This is a genomic window from Streptomyces sp. WG7, assembly GCF_049975785.1.
GTDB lineage: Bacteria > Actinomycetota > Actinomycetes > Streptomycetales > Streptomycetaceae > Streptomyces.
Genome location: NZ_JBNGGE010000026.1, coordinates 18,480 through 41,630, shown reverse-complemented (window position 1 = coordinate 41,630; position 23,151 = coordinate 18,480). Strand labels below are relative to the sequence as shown.

Below are 23,151 nucleotides of genomic sequence, written 5' to 3'. Positions count from 1 at the left end.
ACAGCCTTCGAGTCGTACGCCTCGTCGCGGGTCGTCGGCGGGTCGTCGGCGGGTCGTCGGCGGGTCGTCGGCGGGTCGTCGGCGGTGCGCGCCCCGAAGGCATGAGGTCCTTCGGGGCGCGCGGCAGGGGTTCGGGTCAGGCGTTGTAGCCGCCGTGGGCGTCCAGCACCGCGCCCGTGACGTACGACGCGGCGGGGCTCGCCAGGAAGGCGATCGCCGCGGCGATTTCGTCGGGGTGCCCCATGCGTTGCAGGGACAGCGAGCTGACCAGGGCATCGAGGGTCTCGGCGTCCGGCGGTTGCATGCCGCCCTCCATCAGTCCGGCCTCCACGACGTTGGCCGTGATGTCCCGGGGCCCGAGGTCGCGTGCGACGCCCATGGTGTACCTCTCGATCCCGGACTTGGTCGCCGCGTAATCGGCAAGGCCGGGGGCGCCGACCCGTGAGCCCAGTCCGGAACTCACCGTGATGATGCGGCCGCCCGTGCGCAGCACTCGGGAGGCGGCCCGGATGACGGCGATCACGCCGAGGTAGTTGGTGGCGTGCATCCGGTCCAGTGCGGCGGTGTCGGCGTCCGGGTCGTCCACCGTGCCGGCCACGGAGATCGCCGCGTTGTTGACGAGGATGTCCAGGCCGCCGAAGTGCGCGACCACGTCGTCGATCAGCGCCGCCGCCCGGCTCGTGTCCGCCTGGTCGGACCGGAAGGCGACGGCCTTCGCTCCCTTGCCGTGCACCTCGTCGACGACGGCCTGCGCCTGCTTCTCGGAGCTGACGTAGGTGAAGGCGACGTCGGCGCCCTGCTCGGCCAGCAGCCGTACGGTCGCGGCTCCCAGTCCGCGCGATCCCCCGGTGACCAGGGCGACCTTGCCCATGAGTGGCTTGCTCATTCTTCTCACCTCGTTGATTGACCTTCCCGGCTGTCGCAACATTAATTGTTACGACAGCCTGTTGCAACCTTAACTGTTACGACTGAACTGTCGTAACATGAAGCGTTGCGGCCGGGAGGAGGAGCCCATGAGCGCCAACAGCAGGCTGACCATCGCCGCCCACGCGCTGGCCTGGATCGGCCTCTACCAGCGCCAGGGCCATGAGGTCGCCACCTCCGAGCAGATCGCGACCAGCGCGAACACCAACCCGGTGGTGATCAGACGGCTGCTCGGCGAGCTGCGCAGGGCCGGGCTCGTGGAGTCCCGGCGGGGCGTGGGCGCGGGCTGGTCGCTGGCACGCGAGCGGGATTCGATGACCCTGCTCGACGTGTACGAGGCAGTGGAACCCGGCCCGCTGTTCGCGATGCACCGCACCACGCCGGACCAGGGATGCGTGGTGGGTCACGGCATCCAGCCGGTAATGCGGAGCATCTACGAGGGCATCGAGGAGACCCTGAGACACGAGCTGGCCCGCGTCACGCTCGAGAACGTACTCCGGGACGTACTCGCGGCACCTCGCTAGCCTCCCCGTGATGCCCTGACATCACCAGAATCCCCATCCATGCCCAGGCTGGCGGGCAGCCCGGCAACCAGTCACGCCGAAGACCGGTGCGGTATCAGGCCGTGTCCTACGAGCTCGTACGAGCTCGTAATGGGCAGTGCGTCGAGCCGGATGTCGTTCTCGTGGGCACCGAGGAGGTCGGCGAGTTCCCGGCTGGTCATGCCCGTCCTGCGGAGGCGGCGGCCCACCCACGGGTTCCGGCCGCCCGCTTCACGGCAGTCGCCCCAGGCCCCGCTCGCTCCCGCTCCCCTGTCACAGGGGAAGGCGATCGGGACCATGGGGCAGCTCTGCTATCGGGCTCCCAACTCGGCCAGCAGGGCCTCGTACTCGTCCGGGTACTGCTCCCGCAGGATGTCCAGCCACATCCGGGCCCCTTGAACGAACGTCTCGTGCTTCATCTTCTGGTGGAGATGGCGAACGCAGTAGAAGGCGTCGTCGTAAGGGAGCCGCTTCGGCTGCGCCGGCTGCGCCGCTTCGGCGTGCGCCGTCCCGGGTCCGACCGAGCTGGTGCGGGGTTCCGGGATGGACTCGGGAGCCTGCTCACGCCCGGTGGGGGACGTGGGGAGGCCGGGCCGAAGCGAAGCGGCAGGCGAAGTGGCCGGGGGAGCGGCTGGGGGAGCGGCCGGGGCTGGGGGAGCAGCTGCGGCTGGGGGAGCGGCTGCGGCTGGGGGAGCAGCCGGGCCGGTGGACGCCTCCGGGATTATCACGCCGTGATAATCGGCGGGTCCCGCTGAACGCTCGACGACCTCGCGCGCCGCCTGGGCCTCCGCCTTGATGCGGGCCGCTTCCGCCCGTTGGTCGGCCTTGGCCTTCTGCTCCTCGGCGGACAGCCTGCCGAGGTTGCGGACGTGCTCCACCTTCCGCGTTCCGGTCACCAGGTCCTTCTGGAGCTCGGGAGTGAGCTTCAGCAGGGACAGCTTGCTGGAGATCGTGTTCTGCGGGATGCCCAGCCGCTTGGCCGCCTTGGTCTGGGAACCGTAGTAGTCGACCAGGGCCTTGAGGGCGTGGGCCTCCTCCAGGTCCGTCATGTCGTCGCGGTGGTAGTTCGCGACGAACGCGGCCTCGAGGAGGGCTTCGTCGGTGGCGACCCGTCCGTTGTCGACACGGACCGGGATGGTGGCCATTCCGACGCGGCGAGCGGCCTCGAGGCGCCGGTGGCCGTCGACGACGATGTACTTCGCTCCGTCGTCGAGGTCATGGGAGCGATCCGACCGGTTGCGCAGGTAGGCATCGACCGTGGCAACGGCGATGGGGATGATGATGCCGACCTCGCGGACGCTCTGCACCGTGTCGTCGAGGTTGCGCAGGTGATTGCGCGGGTTGTCGGGGTTGTCGCTGATGAGGGTGACCGGCAGCTCGGTGATGGCCGCCGTGGTCGACTCCTCACCTGCGATGGTCTGGTCGATGAGGTTCCGTCGGGAGGACCGGGCGCCGCGGGCCGCGCCGAACGCGGGTGCCGATCCCAGGGTGTCGGCCTTGCTCACCGGGTGGCTCCCCTCGCTACTTGCCGCATGGCTTCCGCCTGGTCGCTGTGGGGCGCGTAGGACAGCAGCGGCATCCGCTTGCGGACCGCTTCGCGCTGTTCCTTCAGGTCACCGATGACGGCGAGGACCTTCGGGTCGCCGAGCGACTTCCAGTTGTCCAGGGACGAGGTGGCGACGTAACCGCGGCGGGAGTCGTACAGGTTGACGACCAGGCCGAGGTAGTCGATCTCGAGGGAGAGGTCTTCGCAGAGGTCTTCGATCTGCTGGGCGAGCATGCCGTAGGCGGTGGCGGAGGAGTCCTCGGCGAGTACGGGGATGACGACCCCGGAGCCGCCGGCGGCTTCGCCTCGGCGCCGGCGCCCGTAGTAGAGGGCGGCGTCCATGGCGATACCGAGGCTGGGCGGGCAGTCGACGATGATGACGTCGTAGTCGGCTTCCAGGGGGCGCAGGGCCAGCTCGAGCGCGGCCTCCTTCTGGAACCCGCGCTTCTGCGTGGCCACGACGGCGATCTTCGCGTCGAGGAGGAAGCCGTCGAAGCAGGCGGGCAGCACATGCAGACGCTTTCCGAACCGCGGATCCTCTATCTCCACGACGAGGTCGCGCAGATCTCCTCCGCCGTCGCCGCACATGTGGGAGACCAGGCTGTCGTGGTCGGGTTCGATCTGCGGGACTCCGAGCTGTTCGCTGAGGTGGCCCTGCGGGTCGAAGTCGACGACGAGGACGCGCTTGCCCGCCTCGGCGTAGGCCTCACCGATACCGGCGGAGATGGCCGTCTTGCCGACCCCGCCCTTCTGGTTGCCGACGATCTTCCGTTCGGGCTCGGTTCCGCGAGCGCCGTGCCGGGGGGAGGGGTTCGCGTCGAGCCAGTCACGGACCGACTGGGCAAGGCCCTGGGTGTAGGAGACGCCGCGGGCGGTGCAGGTCTCCTTGAACTGCTCGTACAACCCTGGCGGAAGCCATGTGGAGAACGACTTCGCACCAGCGGTGTCCACTTCGGCGCCGCCGCTCGTACTGCCGCGCCAGTCGTTGATGGCCGCCTCGACGGCGTCCTGGATGTCCAGGCTGAGCTCGGCGGCGCGAACCTTGAGTGCTTGCTGGAGCGCCGAGGGCAGCTTGGACGCTACCTTTTCCCGGTCTCCGTCGGGGTATGGGAAAGCCATGACGTCAGCATACTGACTTGTGTAGGGGTGTTGGCACCCGCTGTGCGGTTTCTGACGGGGTTTCACCCGTTGGGTGTCCAGAGCAACCGGAGCGTCCGAGACACCTCGCCCACGGCGAACCGGCCCCTGGTCCCCTTGCACCGTCTGGTCGCTCGTCTCAGTCACCCCTGGTCAGGACGCCTTCGGCAAAGGCACGACGGCCGTGTTCCGTTCGTCTGCCTGCCGGTCGCGGCACTGCCGGTGCCGGTGCCGTGGCCGCCCGATCGTGTGGTCGTGTGGTCGTGTGGAGATCACGCGGAAGGCGGCGGGAGACGTGGTGGCGCAGATGAAGGAGTGCTCTTCGCGATGAGCTTTGCGGCGATCGACAGTCTGTGTCTCTACGAGGGCAACAAGCCGATCATCAAGGAGAGACGATGGCCATGGGAAATCCCGAGCGTGTCAGAGATGTATGGCCGATCGTGCACGCGGAGCGTGCGGCACTGATCCGCGACCTTGAGGGACTCGATGACAAGGAGTGGGAGCAGCCGTCACTGTGCGAGGAGTGGACGGTGCACGACGTCGTTGCCCACCTGGTCGACTCGGCTCGCACGACGCGTCTCGGCTTCGTGGCCGGCCTCGCCCGGGCACGGTTCGACTTCCACCGCCAGAACGCTGACGGTATGGCGCGCCAGCGTGGTGCCTCACCGCTGGAGACGTTGGCGCGGCTTCGTCAGGTGGCCTCGCGGACGTCGACCCCTCCGGCGCCCCTTGACAGCCGGATCGTCGAGGTGGTCGTCCACGGTGAGGACATCCGCCGCCCGTTGGGACTCACCCGCCTCTATCCCCGGGATGCCGTCGTCAGGGCGCTTCGCCTGCAGTCTCACACCCCGGTGTCCTTCGGCGGCGCCAAGGAGCTCGTGGCCCCTCTCCGCCTCACGGCAACCGACGCCGATGTATCGATGGGCGATGGTCCGGAAGTGACCGGGCCTGCGCTTTCACTGCTTCTCGCAATCATGGGACGGCGGGTGGCACTCAACGACCTGGACGGCCAGGGAGTGGCTGCGCTGAGGCAGCCGACCTGACGATCCGCCACCCGCTTCTCACCAACGAGACCCGTCGCTGGTCACGGCATCGACGTGGTGGGCCTTCACTGCGGCAGGACAGACGGGCGTCCGAGCAGATGAGCGTCCGACGCGGATTATCACGCCGTGATAATTGTCGTCCGCCGCGTCGCGCCGCGCCCCCGTGCAACGCGACGACCGCTGCCGCTGCCGCTGCGTCCTGGTCCGCGGCGTCTCACCACCGCACAGCGGTGTGCTGCGAAGTGCTGAGCATCTGCTGCCGTTCCTACGGACGGGAATGAACATGGGGTGGACAGGAAGCCCACCAGGGGGAGCACCCGGGGGAGTCCGCCGGGAGGAGTCCGCCGGCGGAGCACCCCGGCCGGATTATCACGCCGTGATACCTGCTGGCGCTGCCTCGTTCCTCCAGCGGCCAGTGCCAGGCGAGCGTGCAGGGTGCGCGCCAGGTCGTACGCGGTGTGCGCGAAGGTCAAGAGATCGGTCTTCTGTGGTGCGGACGCCAGTGAGACGGTAAGCTTTCTCCGGAAACCTAGACACATTGAGGCCCCCGCTCCGGCGGGGGCCTCAATGTTGTGCCGGTTGGCAGCTCAGGAGCGGGACGGCCTTCGCCGTGACCGGCTGCGGGCCGTCGAAAGGCTCAGTACCTCTGCGGACTCGTTGTCCGCGGGCTTGGCCGACACCGTTTTGGAGTGACCGGGCGAGCTCCTGCGGCTCAGACGCTTCTCCTTCTTCTCCTTCTCGGCCTGGGCGACGGCAGCGTCGTAACGCTCTTGGTAGTCGTCAACGTCGAGACGGTCGGCGGGGTCGAGCGTCCCGATCGCCTCCAGGTGCTCGGGAACGCTGCGTGCACCGCTGATCATCGGGTTGAGAAGGTAGATGCCCTTGGCCTGGCGGAACACGAGCTTGGAGAGGATCAGGGCTTGCAGGCCCCTCCCCACCATGGAGCGGTGCACGTCCAGGGCCTCGGCCAACTCCTCTTCAGTGACCAGGCAGCGCCCTCCGGGCTCCTGGGTCCCGATGAGCCTGAAGAGCACTCGGTAGGCAATCCCTGGCATCGCCGGCATGTAGGCGAAACCGTTGAAAGTGCCGTACGTCAGCTCCGGCGGCTCCGGGTTGGCAGACACCGCAGTCCTCATCCTCACGCCTCCGGCTTCTTCTTCGTACGCGCACCCTTGCGCGTCCTTGACGATGGTTTGGGCAAGCTCGCACCAGGAAGAGCCATGCCTCTGAACTCCTCTGGAACGGCTGGGTCGAGCACCAGCTCGTTGAGCAGGCTCAGCTGTTCCACCTGGACTTTGGCGCTCTTCGCCGACGCCCCCCGGACCGGCTTCTCGATCAGTCGGTAGCCTCCCCGAAGAGTCACCGCGGGCTGAAGCTGGATCGACCCCTTCTTCGGCGAGTACGCCAGCCCCAGCCTCTTCAGTTTGGTCTGGGCCCGTGACACCTGCGCGGGATCCATGTCCAGCTCGGCCGCGATCTCGGTCTGCTTCAGCTCGACAGCTCCTCCGACTTCCTGACTTCCCATCATGTAGAGCAGTACGCACAGAGTCACGTTGTCGCCCCTGAAGTACCTGGCTGCCCAGCGCAGGAACTCCAGGCTGTCCTGGGCGAAGTACTTGCCGATGAAGTCGCCGGCGGTGACCGGGGGCTTGACTTGCGCCGTGTGGCCGACGGGCAACTCGACGAGGTTCTTCCTCGGACCGAGATTGCGGGCGTAGGGGCTGTTGGGACTCGGTGCGCGAGGTGGAGACGTGCCAGGGACCCTGCGAGGGCCCTCGTGAGGCTGTGCTGCCATGGCGCTGCGTGCTCCTCAAGATCGAAACCTAGACGCACGGCACAGTAGTGATTGCGCAGATAGATAGCAACGACGCGACCTATCTGCGCGTTACGCGTGTCGAACATGACTCCTGAGTCATGTTCACGGCGACTCTGACACCTTCCGCGAGATTGCGCATCTAGGTCGCAATGAATACGGAGAACCTTGACACCCAGCACAACTTCCGCAAGCCCAAAATGACTTGGGAGTCATCTTCCGAGAGCCCGTCATGCCCTCTGACCTGGGACGATGCAAACGTCTCTAATATCTATAAGTGCGGCTCCGTGCATGGCGCGCCCTTCTGTGGCTCATGTCGAGCGTCGCCTGTTCGACAGCCTCACGTTGCTGAGGGCCTGTGGCACCAAGGAAAGCCCTCCGACCAACTCCCCTGCCCTGTCCGCGACTTGCAGCACTCCGCCTGCCCCTTCGACCCGCACCACCGAAAGCAAGCCACAGCGATGCCTGCAGTCGAGGGGCCAGGCGCGCGTGTGTCTCAGCAACCTGGTTCCGGTCCCAGCCACGCTTCCGTCTTGAAGGCCCCGACACCTCGGTCGGCCGCCTGCGGCGAGTTACCACCCCGTCGGGGCACCGCAAGCCCGCCAGGGCTGAGGAGCTACCGACCCTGGGCGGCAGACTGCGGAGCAGACCGTCTGTCAGCGGTTGACTTCGAGGAGCGTCAGGACGAGCAGGGCTCGCAGGAGGCGGGTTGCATGGGCGGGGTCGGTGCGGAGCTTGTGGAGGGCACGCCAGTTCTTGATGTGGGCGAAGCCGTGCCCGACCGGCGCGCGTCCGGCGGCTGAAGGACGCGGTTGGCGTCCTTCAGCCGCCGGGAGCACCGGGGTTAGGCTCGCTCCGCACCATTCAGGGCTGCTCTCGTCGGGTCGCTCCGGGCGCCGATTCCAGTCAGCAGGTCCGTGGGTCCCTGTCGCCGTCCTGATCGGCCGAGTGAAACAGTTCCACGACACGTTCCTCGTACCGGACGCGGGCCGGGGAGAAGTCGTACGGCATCTTGCCGATGGCCTCCAACGCGCTCATCCTCGCCCCGTCTTCTTCCTCGCCGGTGTGTTCGTCCTCCTGGTCCAGGAGGATGTTGAGGTCCTCTTCCAGACCGGATCTTTCGATGGCGGCTGCCAGGGCGGTCTCGTGATCACACCGCTGGGCGGCCAGGTCTTCGATGCGGGGGTCGTCGGGGGACATGGTGTCGTCCAGGGCCGCCTCGGCCTCGGCCAGTCGGTCCTCCTCGGCCCGCAGCTCGGGGTGGGTGGCCAGGACGATGAACCGGTCGGCCTGGATAGCGGCGCCCAGAGGGCCGAAGACGCGCTCCGTGACCAGGAGGGTATCGAGGTCGGCTGAGCGCAGGGCTCCGGGCGGTAGATCGCGCAGGCGGCCAGTGACCAGCGGTGAGAGCAGGCCCAAGGGGCTGCCCACCTCACGGAGACGGTGCACGGCGGCCCGCTGGGCCTCGATGGCGGCCGCCTGGGAAGCGAGGGACTCCTCCAGGCGGGCCAGGGACTGCTCGATGCCGGTGGTGCCCTTGAAGGCGGCCCGGATGTCGTCCAGAGAGATACCCGCATCGGCCATCCTGCGGATCCACAGCAGGCGGATCATGTCGTCGTATCCGTAGCGGCGGCGGTCATCGCTGCCGCGTTCCGGTTCGGGGAGGAGCCCGATGGCGTGGTAGTGGCGGATGGCGCGGGGTGTGGTCCCGGCGAACGCGGCGGCATCGCCGATCTTGACCCGGCGGGGAATCGCAGGAAGGAACATGCGCGGGAACCTTTCGATGTCGTGCTCGCCGCCTACTGGACCACATGCCGCTACGGCACGTGCAAACCCCGCTGCCGTAGGCACGCCCCGCGCTTGCGCACCGTCAAGGGTCGTATGGATGGCGGCACGGGCAAAGAACAACTGCTCATCCGCTCAAGAACCTTCTCGGTAACGGCGACTTCATCGCGCTTGGCCCGGACCTCCGCCAGCTGATTGGCCAACTGTTCCTCGAGTTCGTCCAGTTCCTTATGCCGCGCGGTAATCCGCTCCAGCAGCTCGGGATCCATACACCGGATCGTGGGAGGCCGTCCGCCCGCCGAGGGCGCAGGAGACGTCCTGCCAGGGCTGTATCGGGAGGCACTTGGTGAAGCTGCTGGTCATGCCGCAGATACGGAACGGGTCCGGAGCCAGTACGAGCGGGTGACGACAATCAGCGCGACCCCGTAGACGGCGAACGCGACCATGCCGATCCAGGCGACCAGCAGCGCATCGCTCGAAGAGGGGAAGTCGCCGCGCCGCATCGTGACCACGCCTGCCGTGGCCAGGGTCGCGTAGCCGACCCCGAACACCCCGTACGGAGCCAGGGTGGCAGCACCGATCAAGGCCGGGGTGAGGGGAAGCCAGCGGGGGACCTGCCGGCCGCGCAGCCACAGTGTCCAACGGGGGAAGACCTGGCCCCACGGGCGGACCAGGCCCCACAGCAGGAAGACGCCCAGCGCGGCCAGCAGCACGGTGGCGTCCAGGCCCCAGGACTCCAGGGTGAGCCAGATTCCCGACGCACCGTTGCGCTCGGAGATCGCCAGCATCTCCTCTCCGGCCACCCCGGCGAAGGTGCCGCCCGACGCCCAGACGAGCTTCATCGCCGCGTAGGGGAGAAAGGCCACCGTCCCAGCGCAGGCGGCGAGTTGAACCGGCCTGGAGGCGGCCGACGGGGCTGCCGTGATGGCTCCGTCGGCCCCGTCGGCCCCGTCAGCCCCCGCGGACCGGTAACGGACGGGCCGGGCAGTGGCCGCGAGGAGCAGGACCCCGGCGGCGGCCAGCGCGTGGTTCGCAGCGGCCACCCCGCTGTCCACTCCCTGACCGAATACCAGGGTGATGACATCCATCAGCAGCCCGAACGCGGCGATCCCGGCCAGCACGCAGGCCCCCCACAGCAGCACACGCAACACCGGTCGCAGCCCTGACCGGACCACCGCACCACAAGCCACCGCCGCCAGCGATCCCACCCCCACGACTCCCCAGCCCAGCGCGGAAGGTCCCGGGGCTTCGCCCAGGTAGAACAGCGGCGTCCCGCTCAACGCGCATGCCAGGCCGAAGCAGGCATAGACCACCGCCCACACCATGGCGGCCCGGCCCACCCAGCACGGCCCCCACCTGCGCCAAGGCGCCCTCGTTGTCCATGTCGTCCATGTCGTACGGTCCATGCACCGAACATCGCACCGACCTCAACGGCACGACATCTACCGCCAGAACGATCCGTCTCCCCCTGTCGGGTGAGCGGCCTGCTGTACATCGCCCCGGCCTGTTCCAGGCACCTTCCGGAAGGCGCCGACACCCGACCCGCGGCCCTTGCCGGGGACCGTGCTGCCGCGGTCGGACCACCGGAGCAGCACCATGGGCCGGATTATCACGCCGTGATAATTGCTTGGGCTCGGCAGATCCGTGGCTGCTGGGAACTCAGGCGCTCATGCCGACGGTTGGGGCGTCGTCACGGAGCTGGCTGCTCAACCGCCGCCTCTTCCTGGAGTCTCCCTGGAGCACGTATGCGAAGCCGCTGCCGGAGACGGCGACGATGGTGGGGTGAATCCCCGCGACCTCGAACTCACTCTTGCCGCCGCTTGCGCGGTCACCCCTTGTCCGCCTGGCGAGGAGGCCGCCCGGACCGAGCAGGTCCGCGCCCGGGCGGTCCACCTCTGCACCCTCGCCGACACGGTCGGGTAAGACCTCCAGCGCCTCGACTCCGCGAAGCAGTTCACGGCGACCCTGCTGTCGGTGCACCTCGAGGCCACCAGCACCCGAGGCATCCTCCTTCTGCGCAACACGTCCGGCGAACTCGAGCGCCTGCGCACCGATCGTGGGGACAGCGAGGTCGGGCGGGCGATGACCGAGCGCGCCCGGGCCCTGACCGGGCACCGGCTGCGGGTGTACCGGCTCAACGAGCAGATGGCCTCCAACGCCAGGCTTCAGGTCCGTACCGTCGTCCACCTCGCCGACTACGGACCGGACACCGACCCGATCCACGAGAACAGCGCGAAGGAGAACGTGCTGGCCGCCGCCGAGGGCGACGAGGAGTCCGCCCGCCGCCTGGCTCGAGGCCGGCCTTCCCGACACCGGCTCGGTGACCGTACGTCAGCTCGCTGGGGCCTTGGCTCAGCTGCCTGCCGCTGACACGCCGTAGCGCGTGCCTCGCCCGGCCGGCAGCCCCTTTCGGCCGTGCAATCGCCGGGTGCCGGAAAGTCATGTTCGGCGCGGTACGGCTCCGTCCTGCCCCGGCCTACATGTCGAAGATGGCGGAGACGCTGTGACGGAGCACCCCGGGAGCAGGACGGCTCAAGGCCCGCTTCTATCGCCGAGCTGTCGCGCCAACGTCGCCGGAGACCCTTTCCGCCCCGATCCGTCGCATGCGTTCGGTGCCCCATTCTCCCAAGGAGGCCAGGGCCGCGTTGAGCGAGACGCCGTGCTCCGTCAAGGAGTACTCGACCTTCGGCGGCACCTCGCGGTACACCTCGCGATGCACGAGCCCGTCTTCTTCCATCTCCCGCAGGTGCTGAATCAGCATCTTCTCGCTGACACCGGGCAGACCGCGGCGAAGCTCGGCGAACCGGCGGGTCCCGTGGTGCTGCAGCTCCCAGAGGATGAGCGACTTCCACTTCCCGGCGACCACGTCCATCGCCGCGTCGATGCCACAGAAATAGGGGCCACGTCGCGCTGCAGTCGCCATCCGCCCTCCAAGGGGTGCTCCAAGGGGTGCTTACTCACAGGTGAGTACCTGACTAATTAGTCCGTACTGGTCAACTCTACTGGCTGCGGAGAAGATCGAACGGAAGGAACGAACACGAGGGAGAGCGCCGGAAATGACAACTGACAACAGCGTCCAGGTGAGTGTTCTCGGGCTGGGGGCGATGGGCAGCGCTCTCGCGGACGCCCTGGTGAAGGCCGGCTACGCGACCACATGCTGGAACCGCTCACCGGGGAAGGCGGACCACCTCGTCGCGCAGGGCGCCAAGGCCGCCGACACGGCCGGCGACGCGGTCCGGGCCGGCCGGGTGGTGATCGCATGCCTGCTGGACCACGCGTCGGTCCACGAGGTGCTCGATCCGCTCTCCGGCGAACTGGCCGGACGAACCCTGGTCAACGTGACGACGACGTCACCCGCTCAGTCACGGGAGATGGCCGACTGGGCCGCCCAAGCCGGAATCGCGTACCTGGACGGCGGCATCATGGCCGTACCGCACATGATCGGCCGGCCTGGGGCATCGGTCCTCTACAGCGGATCAGCCGAGGTGTTCGATCAGTACAAGCCGCTGCTCGACCTGTGGGGAACCAGCAGCTACTTCGGTGAGGACGCCGGGCTGGCGTCCCTGTACGACCTCGCCCTGCTCGCGGGCATGTACGTCATGTTCGCCGGATTCATGCACGGCGCCGCCATGGTCGCCCCGGCCGGCGTGACGGCGGCCGAGTTCGCTGCGCACGCTACACCTTGGCTGACCGCCATGACCGGCGGCTTCGAAGGATTCGCCGCAGTCATCGACGGCGGGGACTACACCGTCGAAGGGCAACAGAGCCTCCGGTTCTCCGACCTCACTGACATCCTGGCCGCCAGTTCCGACCAGGGCATCAGCACCGAGGTCGTCACCATGGTCCAGCGGCTCATCCAGCGTCAGATCGACGCAGGCCATGGGGAGGAAGGCTTCGCCCGGATTATCGAGAGCATCAAGCAGCCTGGCTGACAAGTCATCTCGATCGTCGTCCGTGCCGGTGAGTCCGCGGCAGCGGACGAGGGTGCGGCAGCGGACGAGGGTGCGGCAGCGGACGAGGGTGCGGATCAGGGTGCGGGCGATGCCGGGGTAGGCCGGGAGGTGGCCGGCCTTGCCTTCGTAGAGTCGGGGGAGGCGTTGGCATCCGGCGATCGGCGGTCAGGCCTGCCGGCCCGTGCGGAACGCGGTCACCAGGAGTGTGCCGGCGGCGCGGGGTCCGGCCCCGCCGGGAAGCGTCTCGGGGCCGATCCGGGTGAACCCGGCCTCGTCGAGGAGCTTGGTCCACACCTGTTCCTGGAGGACCCAGCGGCGCATGGTGGCCGCCCCGCCCTCCGGGGTCTTCGCACCGATCTCGGTGTGCTGCACGCCGGCGTGGGCGGGCTCGCCGCCGAGGTGGTGGGCAAGGGTGGAGAACACGAGACGGCCGCCGGGGCGCAGCGCGGTGGCCGCCGCCGGGAGCAGCGTGCGGGGCTCGGTGAAGTCGACGGCGCCGAAGACGCTGTAGAGGACGTCGTAGGTGCCGGCCGTCGCGTGCAGGTGCCGCGTCACGTCGGAGTGGACCAGGCGCAGCCGTGAAGCGAGGTGGCCGTGGCCGTAAAGGTCTTCGGCCATGGCGTGCTGGGCGGGTGAGGAGTCGACGGCGACGATGCGGGCGGGCCGGTGGTGGACGGCCAGGTGGGCGGCGTGCCGGGCGGCACCGGCGCCGAGGTCGCCGACGCGGCGTCCGGTGATGTCGCCGAGGGTTTCGGCTCCGGGCCCGCTGTCCTGGCCCCAGCTCCAGAAGAAGCGGTCGGGCACGATGCGGTCGGTGGCGTGACGGGTGCGGCCGTAGTGGTGCCAGAGGTCTGCGGTGGGGATGGTCACCCCGCTCATCCTGGGGGGCGCCGCCGGCCGGCGGGGCGGTTCGGGGGAATCCCGCCCGGGGGTGTGCCGAGGGGCCCCGGCCGGGCGGCCGGGGCCCCAGGTCACCGTGCCGGGTCAGTGGGAGTCACTGCCGGGTGGCACGGGTGGCAGGGGCCGCACTTGGCGGCGTCCGCCCACAGCGGCAGGCCGACCTCCCAGCCGTCCGCGGCGAGCAGGTCCGCCGTGCGCGGGACCGAGCCGTCGTCCTTGAAGTCGACCTCGGGCACGTGGTGGAGGTAGTGCCCGCCGTTGAAGCGCTCGCGCAGCTCGAAGTAGCGGACCGTGTCGAGGATGACGGTGTGCACGCCGACGTCGACGAGCGTGCTCGGGGCGAGCCCGAGGCCTTCGCCCCGGTGCCGCATCGCGGTCAGCAGGTAGGCGTAGCCCTGGCCGGGGACCCGGGCCGCCATGACGGAGTCGTAGGGGTGGTCCCGCATGAGGAGTCCGACCTGCTTGTCCCACAGGGCGGACGGCACGACCTCGCGGGCGGACCGGGCCGTGCCGGTCGTCGGGTCGTGCCGGTCGTCGGGTCGGTGGCCACAGGGGGTGCGGCGACGAGTTGCCATGTTGCGTCCGGTGGACGGTGCCCCGCGGTGCGGGGCGAGGCGTCCAGCACACCGCGACGGCCGGTCGCCCGGTGGTCATCTGCCGGACGGCACAACGGCTTTGCACGAGGTGCGCAGCAGTCGGGCCCGCGCGGCAGTCGGGCCCGCGCAGCCTCACATACGGGATCTCAGCACGTCGACCTCACAGCCCGGCGCGAACGGGTCGAAGCCGTGCTCGACCAGCCAGCGAACCGCCAGCAGGCTTCGCAACGACCACCACGCGTGGATCACATCGAGGTCGATGTCGATGTCGATGTCGGTGCCGTAGCCGGCGACGACGTCGTCGAGGTGCTCCTCGTGCCCGAGCGTGAAGGTGGCGAGGTCGTACAGGGCATCACCCTGGCCCGCCTCGGACCAGTCGATGATGCCCGTGACCTCGTCGCCGTCGACGAAGACGTGCGCGATCTGCAGGTCGCCGTGCGTGAACGCCGGAGTCCACGGCCGGAGCGCGGCCTCGGCGACCTGGCGGTTGCGGGTGACCAGGTCGGCGGGCAGGAGGCCGTTCGTCACGAGCAGCTCGCACTCGTCGCCGAGTTCCGCCTCCAGCGCGACGATGCTCCGGCCGGCCCGGCCGGGCCGGGGCGGCAGCGGCGCGTCGTGCAGCTTCCGGATGGCGGCGCCCGCCGCGGCCCACGCCGCCGACGACCCGGTCGACGGCCCGCCGAGGCGCCCAAGCGTCGTCCCCGGGAGTGCGGCGATCGCGAGCACGGGAGGCTTGCGCCACAGGACCTCCGGGGTCGGGACCGGCGCGAGGGACATCGCCTCGACCTCGACGTCGATGTGCGTCTGATCGGCGTCCACCTTCAGGAACACGTCGCCGACTCGCAGGGTCGCGCGCTCGGAATGGGCGACAACGACTTCGACCTCGTCCATGGGCGCCCAGTATCCCGGAGGGCGATCGCCGACGTCGCCGAAGCCGTGGATTCGGTCTGGCCGGAGCCACGCAAGCGCGGGCGAAGCCGGCGTCAGGGGCGGCGTCGTGCAACGTCGAGGTCTTCCGGACGGGCTCGGTGTAGGAACCTCCTTCCTCGGGAGACCCCGACGCCTACCCGGCCACCGACGCGGGGTCAGCTGCCACCGCCGGTGTGACACAGGTTCCTGATGATCCGAAGTCAGCCGGATGAGGGGCGAATCGTCCTGCTTCGGCCCTGGTCACGCGAAGGCGACCGGGGCCGAGACGTGAACGGTGGCTTCGGTCGTGGCTTGTGGGCCGGCCGTTCAGCTCCGGGGCATTCAGCGGCCGATGTCGTCCAGCTCGGTCAAGTCCTCATGAGAAAGGGAGAGTCCCGCGCCGGTGATGTTCTCGCGCAGGTGAGCTGTCGATGAGGTGCCGGCGATGAGCAGGATGTTCGGTGATCGCCGCAGCAGCCAGGCCAGTGCGACGGACATCGGCGTCGCCTCCAGGCGAGCGGCTACCGCCGAGAGCGCCGAGGACTGGAGCGGGGTAAAGCCCCCGAGGGGGAAGAAGGGCACGTACGCGACGCCTTCGGTGGCGAGCCGGTCGATGAGCTTGTCGTCGTGGCGGTGGGCGAGGTTGTACATGTTCTGCACGCACACGATCGGCGCGATGCTCTGTGCCTCGGTGACCTGCTCCTCGGTGGCGTTGCTGACCCCGAGGTGGCGGATCAGGCCCTGCTGCTGAAGTTCCACGAGCGTCTCGAACGCCTCGGCGAGCGAGCCGGGCTGAGGACCTTCGGCGTTGCCGAGCCGGAGGTTGACCAGGTCGAGTACGTCGAGCCGGAGGGACGTGAGATTGTCGTGGACCTGGCGGCGCAGATCCTCGGGTCGCCGGGCCACGGGCCAGCCACCCTGTTCGTCGCGGGTCGCGCCCACCTTGGTCACGATGTGCAGCGACTCGGGATAGGGGTGCAGCGCCTCGCGGATCAACTCGTTGGTGACGCGTGGCCCGTAGGCGTCGCTGGTGTCGATGTGGGTGATACCGAGGTCGACCGCTTCACGCAGAACGGCCAGGGCACCCTCGCGATCGGCGGGCGGCCCCATGACCCACGGGCCGGCCAGTTGCATGGCGCCGTAGCCGAACCGGGTGACGGTCAGGTCACCCAGAGGCCAGGTGCCGCCGGGAAGAGAAAGGGAGGGGGTGCTCATTCTGTTGCCTTTCGTCGTGCACTTGGGGGTTGGCTGGGGGGGGGTGGCTGGGGGGTGGCGTCTGCTGCCTCCCTGACTCAGCATTGGAGAGAAACTTCCTGCAGGGAAGTAGGCACTTGGAAGTGCGTAACCCACCCATCGGTGAGAGGTGCGATCAGTGACGACGATGAACGCGGCCCAGAAGAGGGCTCAGGCCAAGGTGGAGTACAACGCGTTCCTGGCAGGGTGCCCCAGCCGGCAGCTGCTCGACCGAATCTCGGACAAGTGGGTCGTCCTGATCCTCTGTGCGCTGGGTGGCGACACCAGCCCTGGCGAGCCCGGTGCAGCACGCGCAGACGCTCCGAAGGCGATGCGTTACTCCGAGATCTCCCGTCTTCTGGCCGGGGTCAGCCAGAAGATGCTGACCCAGACGCTACGGTCGCTGGAGCACGACGGTCTGCTCACCCGTACCGTGACGCCGACCGTCCCGGTCACCGTCTCCTACGAGCTGACCGACCTCGGCCTCTCGCTCCACCACATGACGCGCGGGCTCAGGAACTGGGCGCAGACGCACATGGCCGAGGTCCTCGCCAACCGCGAGAACCACGACGCCCGCACCTCCTGACGCCTCACATCCAACCGTTCAGCAGCTCTGCGTTCCCGGCCCTGCCCACCCTCAACTGCGAAGAGCCGGCATGCCTCGCAGCTGACGCCCGCCGGCGTCCGTGCGGCGGTCTCCCTCGCCCAGGCGTTGTGGCTCGACCGGCGCTTCGTCCCACCGCCGGCTGTCCCCACCGCCGGCTGTCCCCACCGAGTGCTTCCCTGGCCGAAGCGGCCTGGAAGCTGCAGGGACAGCGGGACGTGTCACCGGCCGGGCTCAACGAGCTCTGCCGGAGTGGGGTCTCACCTCGCGGCGCAGCGGAAGCTGCCCGCGTCGTTCGTGTCGCCATGGCCCTTGTAGCGCGCGGCGAGGGGGTACATGCACAGCGGCCTTTTCATGCCGGTCTCTCCGGTCGATCCCTCGCCGACGCCGAGCAGCGTCGTGGGCTTCCTCTTCTTCTCGACCCAGTTCACGACCGCCTCCAGCGCACTGCCGGAGCTCGGAAGTCCGCCGTAGTACCCGGCGGGCATCAAACCGGGATGAGGGTGCGACCTGATGAGGGTTTCGTGTCCGCCGCCGGGAGCCAGGAAGAGCCGTGCGAAGTCCTGGACGGCACGGGTGCCGCCCATCCTGTCCGCGACCTTGTCGTAGTAATCGACGGTCCCCTGCACGGGGATGGAACTGTCGAAGGTGCCGTGCGTGATGACCATTCTGCCCCCGGCTGCGCGGAAGGCGGAAAGATCGGGGTCAACCGCGTCGACCGTCCGCTCCCATTTTGCGACCGACCTCTCGAAGACGTCAGCGAACTTCTCGTAGGTGAGGGTGCGCCAGTCGAAGTCCGGGTCCTGGAGAACCCAGTGCGTGACCCATGTCAGGGCGTCTGCTCGCGGCTGTGGAGAGGTGGTCCCGTCCTCGTCGGTCACGGTGCCCGCCATGCGGTCGAGCGGAGTGCCGGGAGGCGGGCCGTGCCAGAGGAACCTGCCGTCGGTGCCGCGCGGGCCCTTCCATATCTTGTCGATGATGTCGGCTTCCTGCGCGGTGAGTACGTCGCCGATCAGGGTGCGGGCATCGAAGCCACAGGCGCGCCAGTCGGAGACGATGCGGTCGTGGACGCCGTCGCGTCCGTCGCATTGGGCGATCGCCTTGTCGTTCACCGCCTCGAAGGTCGATTGCGGGATGAAGTGCCCGGCCACGTTCATCACGACCTGTGGCCAGAGTGAGGCGGGAAGCAGGCGCGACAAGTTCAGTGCCGGCCAGAACACGGCGAGACCGTCATAGTCGTGCGGGTAGCGCTGCGCCTCCGTCATGGCCTGGCGGCCACCGGCCGAGCCGCCGTAGAAGTAGGAATAGGCCGGGCCCTTGCCGTAGTAGGCGGCGATCACCTTCTTGGCGCTGACAGCCGTCTGATGGACGGCCAGGTGATTCCAGATATCGACGACGGGCTTGTTGAGGGTGTTGTCGGGGTTGAGCGCGAACTCCCCCTGGTTGTTCGTCGTCGGTACTCCGGCGTCGGTGTTCGCCGTGGCGTAGCCGTCCGCCAGGGAGCACGGGTCGTACCGGCCGCACGGCTCGTCCGGCCCCCCGCCCACGAAGCCGCCGCCGCCGGTTCCGACGAACCGGCCGTTCCATGTCGCGGAGGGGAGGAACACCCCGACCCGGAACGACTCGTCCGACTCGGGGTCGGTCACCGTGAGCTGGACGTCGCAGTAGGCCGGAAGCTCGTCTGTGGCACCGACCGAAGTGGCGCTCTCGACCGTCCTGCCGGGCAGACGCAGGTCGGTCATGCTCTCGCACGAACGAACCGCCGTCCCGCCCGTCGGCGAAGCGTCAGCCGCCCGGGTACCGGCCGGTGCGGCGAACGTGGAGGTGGGCGTGGACATCGCCAGGGTCCACGCGATCCCTACCGACGTGATCGGTAACAGGGCTCGACGGACTCTGCCTCTCCGCCGGGGGCCGGGCGGGTAAGTCGCTTTGGTCATGTGCCGCTTCCTCCTCGGGACGACGGAGCGACGCTCCAACCGTGGGGTGCACCGTATGCCATCCTGGCACCAAGTGCCAGGATGGCATACGGTATCGGTGAAGGTCGCGGACGGACCTCGGGCCGCTCGGCGAGTCGCAGGAGCTGTCGCAGGAGCGTTCAGGCCGGTTCAGGCCAGTTCAGATCTGTTCAGGCCGCTTCAGGCTCTTTCAGGCTGTTTCAGAGTGTTCAGACCGGTTCAGGTCCAACCCACTTACAGGAGAAGGCGGAAAGCTATGGACACCTCTGGAGCGGTAGTCGTGACCGGGGCGAGTGCGGGCATCGGTGCGGAGTTCGCACGACAGCTCGCGGCGCGTGGCCATGACACCGTGCTCGTCGCCCGCCGTGCCGAGCGTCTTGAGGCGCTGGCCTCGGAGCTGTCCGGCCACGGTGCTCGCGCCACGGCCCTGCCGATGGATCTGACGGAACCGGGGGCGGGACAAGCGCTGCGTGCCGAGATCGACCGGCTCGGCATCGATGTCGCCGGAGTGATCAACAACGCGGGTTTCGCCAACCACGGGTTCTTCCGCGACGAGCAGCTCGACCGGCTCAAGGCCGAGATCGCGCTCGATGTCCTCGGGGTCGTGGAGATCAGTCATGCCTTCCTCCCGCGCCTTCGCGAGCGGGGAGAGGGCTTCCTGATCAACATCGCGAGCATGGCCGCGTACAACGCGAGCCCCACCATGGCCGTCTACGGCGCGTCCAAGGCGTTCGTGCTCAGTTTCACCGAGGCGCTCTGGTACGAGGAACTGGGCTCGGGGGTGAAGGTCTTCGCCGTCTCGCCAGGGGCGACGCAGACGGAGTTCTTCGACGTGGCCGGGGAGAGCGCGAGCGGCAACGCCCGGCGGATGACGGCGTCGGCGGTCGTCCGGACCGCGCTGGGCGCACTCGACCGCCGCGATCCGAAGCCGAGCGTCATCGTCGGGGGCGGGAACCGGGCCGCCGCTGGTGGCTCGCGTCTGCTCGGCCGCCGTCGGATGACACGAACCATCGGACGGATGATGACCCGCGCCATGGCGCAGCGCCGATGACCCCCGAAAGGCCGTCGTAACGCGTGGCTATGCTGGTCGCATGACGGAGAGCGCAGGTTCGGTGGAGCGGCTGTGGGACCGGACCCGTCGTTCCGTCCAGGCGGAGATCATCCAGGTCGCCATGGACCTGTTCCTCCAAAAGGGGTTCGAGCAGACCACGATCGACGAGATCGTCGCGGTGGCGGGCGTGTCCCGGCGCTCGTTCTTCCGCTACTTCGGAACGAAGGAGGACATCGTCCTCGGTGGCCTCGCCGATGAAGGCACGCGGGTGAGTGCCGAACTCGCGAAGCATCCCGATGACGAGGACCTCTGGACAGCGCTGCGCTCCGCGATCCTGGCCGTCGGAGACGCGGAGGCGGACGAGGAACGCACGCTCGCGGTCGCACGGATGATGTACGGCAGCCCGTCCCTGCGCGCCCGCAGCATCGAGAAGCACCTGCGCTGGCAGTCCGACCTCGTCCCCGAGGTACGCCGACGTCTCGGCCCGCCCGAGGAAACGGCCGACCTGCGTGCCGCGGCCGTCGTGGCAAGTGCGATCACGTGTCTCGACGTCGCCGGAGAAGCCTGGACCCGAGCCGGCGCGGACCGGCCGCTCGCCGTCTACTTCACCGAAGCACTCGACGCCGTACATGGCCGCTGATTCGGACGGCGCGGGTGACAGGGGCGGGTTCGACGGTCCGGCCATGCCCGGCCGCCGTCCAGAGCCGGGCTGGGCTGGGGCAGGCGGGCTGGGCTGGGGCAGGCGGGCTGGGCTGGGGCGGGCCGGCCCGCTGAGCGTGAAGCCCTTCGCCAGGTCGCGCCAGAAGGGCAGCACCACGATCGGCGTGATGGCCTCGACGAGGTCGGCGCCGCTCGGTGTGGCCCGGCCCTCCGAGCCGGCGTACGAGCCGGCATCGAGCGCGCTCGCGGGGGCGAGGGCGGCGTCGAGCGGCGGACCGAACGCGCCCTCGTGCGTGATCCACGGCGTCCGCGGTGACCACCAGTCCCCGCAGTAAGCCGCCCGCCTCTTCGGCGCCCAGGAGGCAGGCGCCGGCGACGCCAGGTTCCACGAGATCGCGGCCGAAGCGCTCGAGGAGGCCTACTTCCAGGACGGCGGCCGCCGCGCCGGAAGTCTGGAAGAGGTCCGCTGCACGGGCATCGAGCACCTCGAGTTCGACCTGCAGCACTCCCCACTCCCGCCCCGAACAGCCGCGCGCCCGGACTGCTGAGCCGAAGCACGATAGTTGTCACCAAGGCAGGCATGCTGTCGCCAAGGCAGGCATGTTGTCACTTCGCGTCAGGGGCTGGCTCTGCCGAGGCCTCGCCTGTCGCGACGCCGGTGCAGGCCAGTACCGCCGTGGCGGTGGCGTTGAGGAACAGCATGAACGTCCAGGACGTGCCGGCCGCGTCGATGCGCCCGATGCGGAGAGGCTCTTCTGCTGCATGGGAAAGGATGTCGACAGTGGCGGCGAGCGCCAGCGTTGGCTGGCCGCGCTTCTGGGTGATACGGAGCCGCGTCCGGTAGGCATGTGCCAGGCGGTCGGCAGGAACCAGGCCGTCCCAGATGACGAAGGTTCCGCCGGCGATCAACGCGTCGCGTGCAGGCCCCCATGCCGTCGTCTGCTCACCGAGCATCTCGGCGAGCCCGTCGCGCGTCATGCCTCGGCCTGGTGACGGCTGCTGATTGAGCGTCTGTGACAAGTAGCCCGCCTCCCAGGTGACAACCAGGCTGCCTCGGTCCGACTCTCCCGCCAGCCTGTTCGGCTCCGCCCGGGGGCAGCCGCTCGCAGCGCCGCCGCCGTCGGCCACCCTATGACCTCCGCCGATCCCCGCCGAGTACCCGAGGACGCCTTGGCCCGGATCGCCCTGGCCCACGCCCGGGAAGACGCATGACGCCGCTCCTGGACCAGCACCACTGCCAGGACCGGTCCGGCGGATCACCGTGCCGGCACGAAGATGCGCGAGCTTGAGTGCCTGTTCCTGAGCCTCCTTCTGGGCTGGTCAGGGTCCGTTTCGGCTCTCCGGGCGTGGGGGCCTGCCGTTCGGTGAACAGTCACCGTGACCGGCTGCCGAACGGCTCATCGGTCGGGATGGCCACGAGCTGCCGCAGACGAAGTGGCCGGGCCGAACAGCCCTGGACCGGCTGCTTCACAGCGAGGGTCAGCACAGTGGTGGTCGCTGTCCTGCTTGCCTGCGGCAGGGGTCTGGTGACTGGCGGTGCCGCACAGGCCGGGTCAGTCGAAGGCCGTGGCCACCGCCTCCGAGAGCCGGTTCAGTATGTCCCGCGAGAGTTGCACCGAGCCGGTGAACGAGAGGAAGCCGTGAACGGCTCCCTCGACCGGGAGGTGCTGGACCGGCACGCCGGCGTCGGCCAGCTTGCGGGCGTAGCGGTCGCCCTGGTCGCGCAGGGGGTCGTTCTCGGCGGTGGCGATGACGGCGGGAGCAAGGCCGGCCAGTTCGTCGGAGCGCGCCGGCGAGACCCGCGGGTCGGCGCCCTGGTCCGGGGTGCTGAGGTAGGTGCCCCAGAACCACTCGAGGTAGGAACGGGAGAGGACCGGGCCCATCAGGTTCTCGTACATCGAGGGGCTGTCGTCGAACCGGTCGACCGCCGGGTAGGCGAGCACCTGGAGCGTGATGCGAGGTCCCCCGCGGCGCAGGGATTCCTGTGCGAGAACCGCGGCGAGGTTGCCGCCTGCGCTCTCGCCGAACACGGCGATGCGTTCTCCGTCGCCCCCGAAGCCGGGGGCGTTGTCCGCGACCCAGGTCAGCGCGGCGTAGGCGTCGTCGACCGCGGCCGGGAAGCGGTGCTCGGGTGCCAGCCGGTAGTCGACGGAGACCACGATCGTGCTGGAGCGGTTGGCCACGGTGCGGGCGATGTTGTCCTGGGTGTCCAGGTCTCCGAAGACCCATCCGCCGCCGTGGAAGAAGAGCGTCACGGGCAGTGGCCCGGCGTTCGGCTCGGCGACGGGCCGGTAGATACGGACGGGTATGCCGCGGCCGTCGGTGACGGCCGTGGTGTCCCGGACGTCGGCGACCGGTACGGGAGCACCGGCCAGGTCGCCGAGGGCGCGCCCGAACGCGCGGTTCTCCGCCACCGTAAGAGTCTCGGGCGCGGGTCCGCCTTCTGCGGCCACTTGCTTGAGCAGGGTCTCGATCTGCGGGTCGAGGGACATAGCACTCA

The 23,151-nt window shown here is 69.1% G+C and carries 25 protein-coding genes and 1 pseudogene; 8 read left to right on the top strand and 18 right to left on the bottom strand.

Going from position 1 to position 23,151, the window contains the following annotated elements; all coding sequences use genetic code 11:
- Positions 1 to 136: 136 nt before the first annotated feature.
- Positions 137 to 886, bottom strand: coding sequence for an SDR family NAD(P)-dependent oxidoreductase (locus ACP4J0_RS23805; protein WP_426600698.1), 750 nt, complete (start codon positions 884 to 886; stop codon positions 137 to 139).
- Positions 887 to 1,013: 127 nt separating this feature from the next.
- On the opposite strand from ACP4J0_RS23805, the gene ACP4J0_RS23800 reads away from it, so the two are divergent.
- A complete protein-coding gene (locus ACP4J0_RS23800) occupies positions 1,014 to 1,448 on the top strand; it encodes an Rrf2 family transcriptional regulator (RefSeq protein ID WP_426600697.1) in 435 nt (144 codons plus the stop codon).
- A 71-nt stretch (positions 1,449 to 1,519) separates the two neighbouring features.
- Here ACP4J0_RS23800 and ACP4J0_RS23795 read toward each other — a convergent pair whose 3' ends face one another.
- The 3 genes from ACP4J0_RS23795 to ACP4J0_RS23785 all read right to left on the bottom strand — a co-directional run bounded on the left by ACP4J0_RS23795 (position 1,520) and on the right by ACP4J0_RS23785 (position 4,131).
- Complete coding sequence (locus ACP4J0_RS23795) at positions 1,520 to 1,648, bottom strand: hypothetical protein (RefSeq protein ID WP_426600696.1); 129 nt, start codon at positions 1,646 to 1,648, stop codon at positions 1,520 to 1,522.
- Between the two features lie 129 nt (positions 1,649 to 1,777).
- The gene (locus ACP4J0_RS23790; RefSeq protein ID WP_426600695.1) at positions 1,778 to 2,971 is read right to left on the bottom strand and encodes a ParB/RepB/Spo0J family partition protein; all 1,194 of its coding nucleotides are present in this window, start codon (positions 2,969 to 2,971) and stop codon (positions 1,778 to 1,780) included.
- A complete protein-coding gene (locus ACP4J0_RS23785; RefSeq protein ID WP_426600694.1) occupies positions 2,968 to 4,131 on the bottom strand; it encodes a ParA family protein in 1,164 nt (387 codons plus the stop codon). The genes ACP4J0_RS23790 and ACP4J0_RS23785 overlap by 4 nt, the downstream gene beginning before the upstream one ends.
- 413 nt (positions 4,132 to 4,544) lie before the next feature.
- Here ACP4J0_RS23785 and ACP4J0_RS23780 point away from each other — a divergent pair, with 413 nt between their 5' ends.
- On the top strand, positions 4,545 to 5,192 hold the full coding sequence (locus tag ACP4J0_RS23780; RefSeq protein ID WP_426600693.1) for a maleylpyruvate isomerase family mycothiol-dependent enzyme: 648 nt from the start codon (positions 4,545 to 4,547) through the stop codon (positions 5,190 to 5,192).
- Positions 5,193 to 5,779: 587 nt separating this feature from the next.
- Here the strand turns inward: ACP4J0_RS23780 and ACP4J0_RS23775 are convergent.
- From ACP4J0_RS23775 to ACP4J0_RS23750, 6 genes are all read right to left on the bottom strand, one after another.
- Positions 5,780 to 6,316: a hypothetical protein gene (locus tag ACP4J0_RS23775; protein ID WP_426600692.1), complete on the bottom strand. Its 537-nt coding sequence runs from the start codon at positions 6,314 to 6,316 to the stop codon at positions 5,780 to 5,782.
- Between the two features lie 14 nt (positions 6,317 to 6,330).
- Positions 6,331 to 6,987, bottom strand: coding sequence for a hypothetical protein (locus ACP4J0_RS23770; RefSeq protein WP_426600691.1), 657 nt, complete (start codon positions 6,985 to 6,987; stop codon positions 6,331 to 6,333).
- A gap of 924 nt (positions 6,988 to 7,911) precedes the next feature.
- Entirely contained in the window at positions 7,912 to 8,772 is an 861-nt protein-coding gene (locus ACP4J0_RS23765) for a MerR family transcriptional regulator (RefSeq protein WP_426600690.1), read from the bottom strand.
- 50 nt (positions 8,773 to 8,822) lie between these two features.
- Positions 8,823 to 9,059 carry a hypothetical protein gene (locus tag ACP4J0_RS23760; RefSeq protein ID WP_426600689.1) on the bottom strand — a complete coding sequence of 79 codons (237 nt, stop codon included), beginning with the start codon at positions 9,057 to 9,059 and terminating at the stop codon, positions 8,823 to 8,825.
- Between the two features lie 90 nt (positions 9,060 to 9,149).
- A complete protein-coding gene (locus ACP4J0_RS23755) occupies positions 9,150 to 10,196 on the bottom strand; it encodes a hypothetical protein (RefSeq protein WP_426600688.1) in 1,047 nt (348 codons plus the stop codon).
- A 253-nt stretch (positions 10,197 to 10,449) separates the two neighbouring features.
- Positions 10,450 to 10,770: a hypothetical protein gene (locus tag ACP4J0_RS23750; protein WP_426600687.1), complete on the bottom strand. Its 321-nt coding sequence runs from the start codon at positions 10,768 to 10,770 to the stop codon at positions 10,450 to 10,452.
- On the opposite strand from ACP4J0_RS23750, the gene ACP4J0_RS23745 reads away from it, so the two are divergent.
- Complete coding sequence (locus ACP4J0_RS23745) at positions 10,765 to 11,160, top strand: hypothetical protein (RefSeq protein ID WP_426600686.1); 396 nt, start codon at positions 10,765 to 10,767, stop codon at positions 11,158 to 11,160. The two genes, ACP4J0_RS23750 and ACP4J0_RS23745, sit on opposite strands and share 6 nt — an antisense overlap.
- A 175-nt stretch (positions 11,161 to 11,335) precedes the next feature.
- Here the strand turns inward: ACP4J0_RS23745 and ACP4J0_RS23740 are convergent, their stop codons facing one another.
- Complete coding sequence (locus ACP4J0_RS23740; protein ID WP_426600685.1) at positions 11,336 to 11,713, bottom strand: winged helix-turn-helix transcriptional regulator; 378 nt, start codon at positions 11,711 to 11,713, stop codon at positions 11,336 to 11,338.
- A 133-nt stretch (positions 11,714 to 11,846) separates the two neighbouring features.
- Here ACP4J0_RS23740 and ACP4J0_RS23735 point away from each other — a divergent pair, with 133 nt between their 5' ends.
- Entirely contained in the window at positions 11,847 to 12,722 is an 876-nt protein-coding gene (locus ACP4J0_RS23735) for an NAD(P)-dependent oxidoreductase (protein ID WP_426600684.1), read from the top strand.
- Positions 12,723 to 12,908: 186 nt separating this feature from the next.
- Here the strand turns inward: ACP4J0_RS23735 and ACP4J0_RS23730 are convergent, their stop codons facing one another.
- From ACP4J0_RS23730 to ACP4J0_RS23715, 4 genes are all read right to left on the bottom strand, one after another.
- A complete protein-coding gene (locus ACP4J0_RS23730; RefSeq protein ID WP_426600683.1) occupies positions 12,909 to 13,622 on the bottom strand; it encodes an SAM-dependent methyltransferase in 714 nt (237 codons plus the stop codon).
- Positions 13,623 to 13,714: 92 nt separating this feature from the next.
- Positions 13,715 to 14,218, bottom strand: a complete 504-nt coding sequence (locus ACP4J0_RS23725; RefSeq protein ID WP_426600682.1) for a hypothetical protein — start codon at positions 14,216 to 14,218, stop codon at positions 13,715 to 13,717.
- Between the two features lie 153 nt (positions 14,219 to 14,371).
- The gene (locus ACP4J0_RS23720) at positions 14,372 to 15,130 is read right to left on the bottom strand and encodes a phosphotransferase family protein (protein ID WP_426600681.1); all 759 of its coding nucleotides are present in this window, start codon (positions 15,128 to 15,130) and stop codon (positions 14,372 to 14,374) included.
- Between the two features lie 360 nt (positions 15,131 to 15,490).
- Positions 15,491 to 16,363 (bottom strand): aldo/keto reductase family oxidoreductase, encoded by an 873-nt coding sequence (locus ACP4J0_RS23715; protein WP_426600680.1) that lies wholly within the window; start codon positions 16,361 to 16,363, stop codon positions 15,491 to 15,493.
- Between the two features lie 166 nt (positions 16,364 to 16,529).
- Between ACP4J0_RS23715 and ACP4J0_RS23710 the strand changes: the two genes are divergently transcribed.
- On the top strand, positions 16,530 to 16,967 hold the full coding sequence (locus tag ACP4J0_RS23710) for a winged helix-turn-helix transcriptional regulator (RefSeq protein ID WP_426600763.1): 438 nt from the start codon (positions 16,530 to 16,532) through the stop codon (positions 16,965 to 16,967).
- A gap of 278 nt (positions 16,968 to 17,245) precedes the next feature.
- Here ACP4J0_RS23710 and ACP4J0_RS23705 read toward each other — a convergent pair whose 3' ends face one another.
- Positions 17,246 to 18,727 (bottom strand): tannase/feruloyl esterase family alpha/beta hydrolase, encoded by a 1,482-nt coding sequence (locus tag ACP4J0_RS23705; protein ID WP_426600679.1) that lies wholly within the window; start codon positions 18,725 to 18,727, stop codon positions 17,246 to 17,248.
- 493 nt (positions 18,728 to 19,220) lie between these two features.
- Here ACP4J0_RS23705 and ACP4J0_RS23700 point away from each other — a divergent pair, with 493 nt between their 5' ends.
- From ACP4J0_RS23700 to ACP4J0_RS23690, 3 genes and pseudogenes are all read left to right on the top strand, one after another.
- Positions 19,221 to 19,991 (top strand): SDR family NAD(P)-dependent oxidoreductase, encoded by a 771-nt coding sequence (locus tag ACP4J0_RS23700; RefSeq protein ID WP_426600678.1) that lies wholly within the window; start codon positions 19,221 to 19,223, stop codon positions 19,989 to 19,991.
- 40 nt (positions 19,992 to 20,031) lie between these two features.
- Complete coding sequence (locus ACP4J0_RS23695; protein ID WP_426600677.1) at positions 20,032 to 20,631, top strand: TetR/AcrR family transcriptional regulator; 600 nt, start codon at positions 20,032 to 20,034, stop codon at positions 20,629 to 20,631.
- Positions 20,632 to 20,977: 346 nt separating this feature from the next.
- Positions 20,978 to 21,199: pseudogene (locus ACP4J0_RS23690) on the top strand (hypothetical protein); the annotation flags it as partial.
- A 58-nt stretch (positions 21,200 to 21,257) separates the two neighbouring features.
- Here the strand turns inward: ACP4J0_RS23690 and ACP4J0_RS23685 are convergent.
- Positions 21,258 to 21,629: a hypothetical protein gene (locus ACP4J0_RS23685; RefSeq protein ID WP_426600675.1), complete on the bottom strand. Its 372-nt coding sequence runs from the start codon at positions 21,627 to 21,629 to the stop codon at positions 21,258 to 21,260.
- 575 nt (positions 21,630 to 22,204) lie between these two features.
- Complete coding sequence (locus tag ACP4J0_RS23680; RefSeq protein WP_426600674.1) at positions 22,205 to 23,143, bottom strand: alpha/beta hydrolase; 939 nt, start codon at positions 23,141 to 23,143, stop codon at positions 22,205 to 22,207.
- Positions 23,144 to 23,151: the final 8 nt, after the last annotated feature.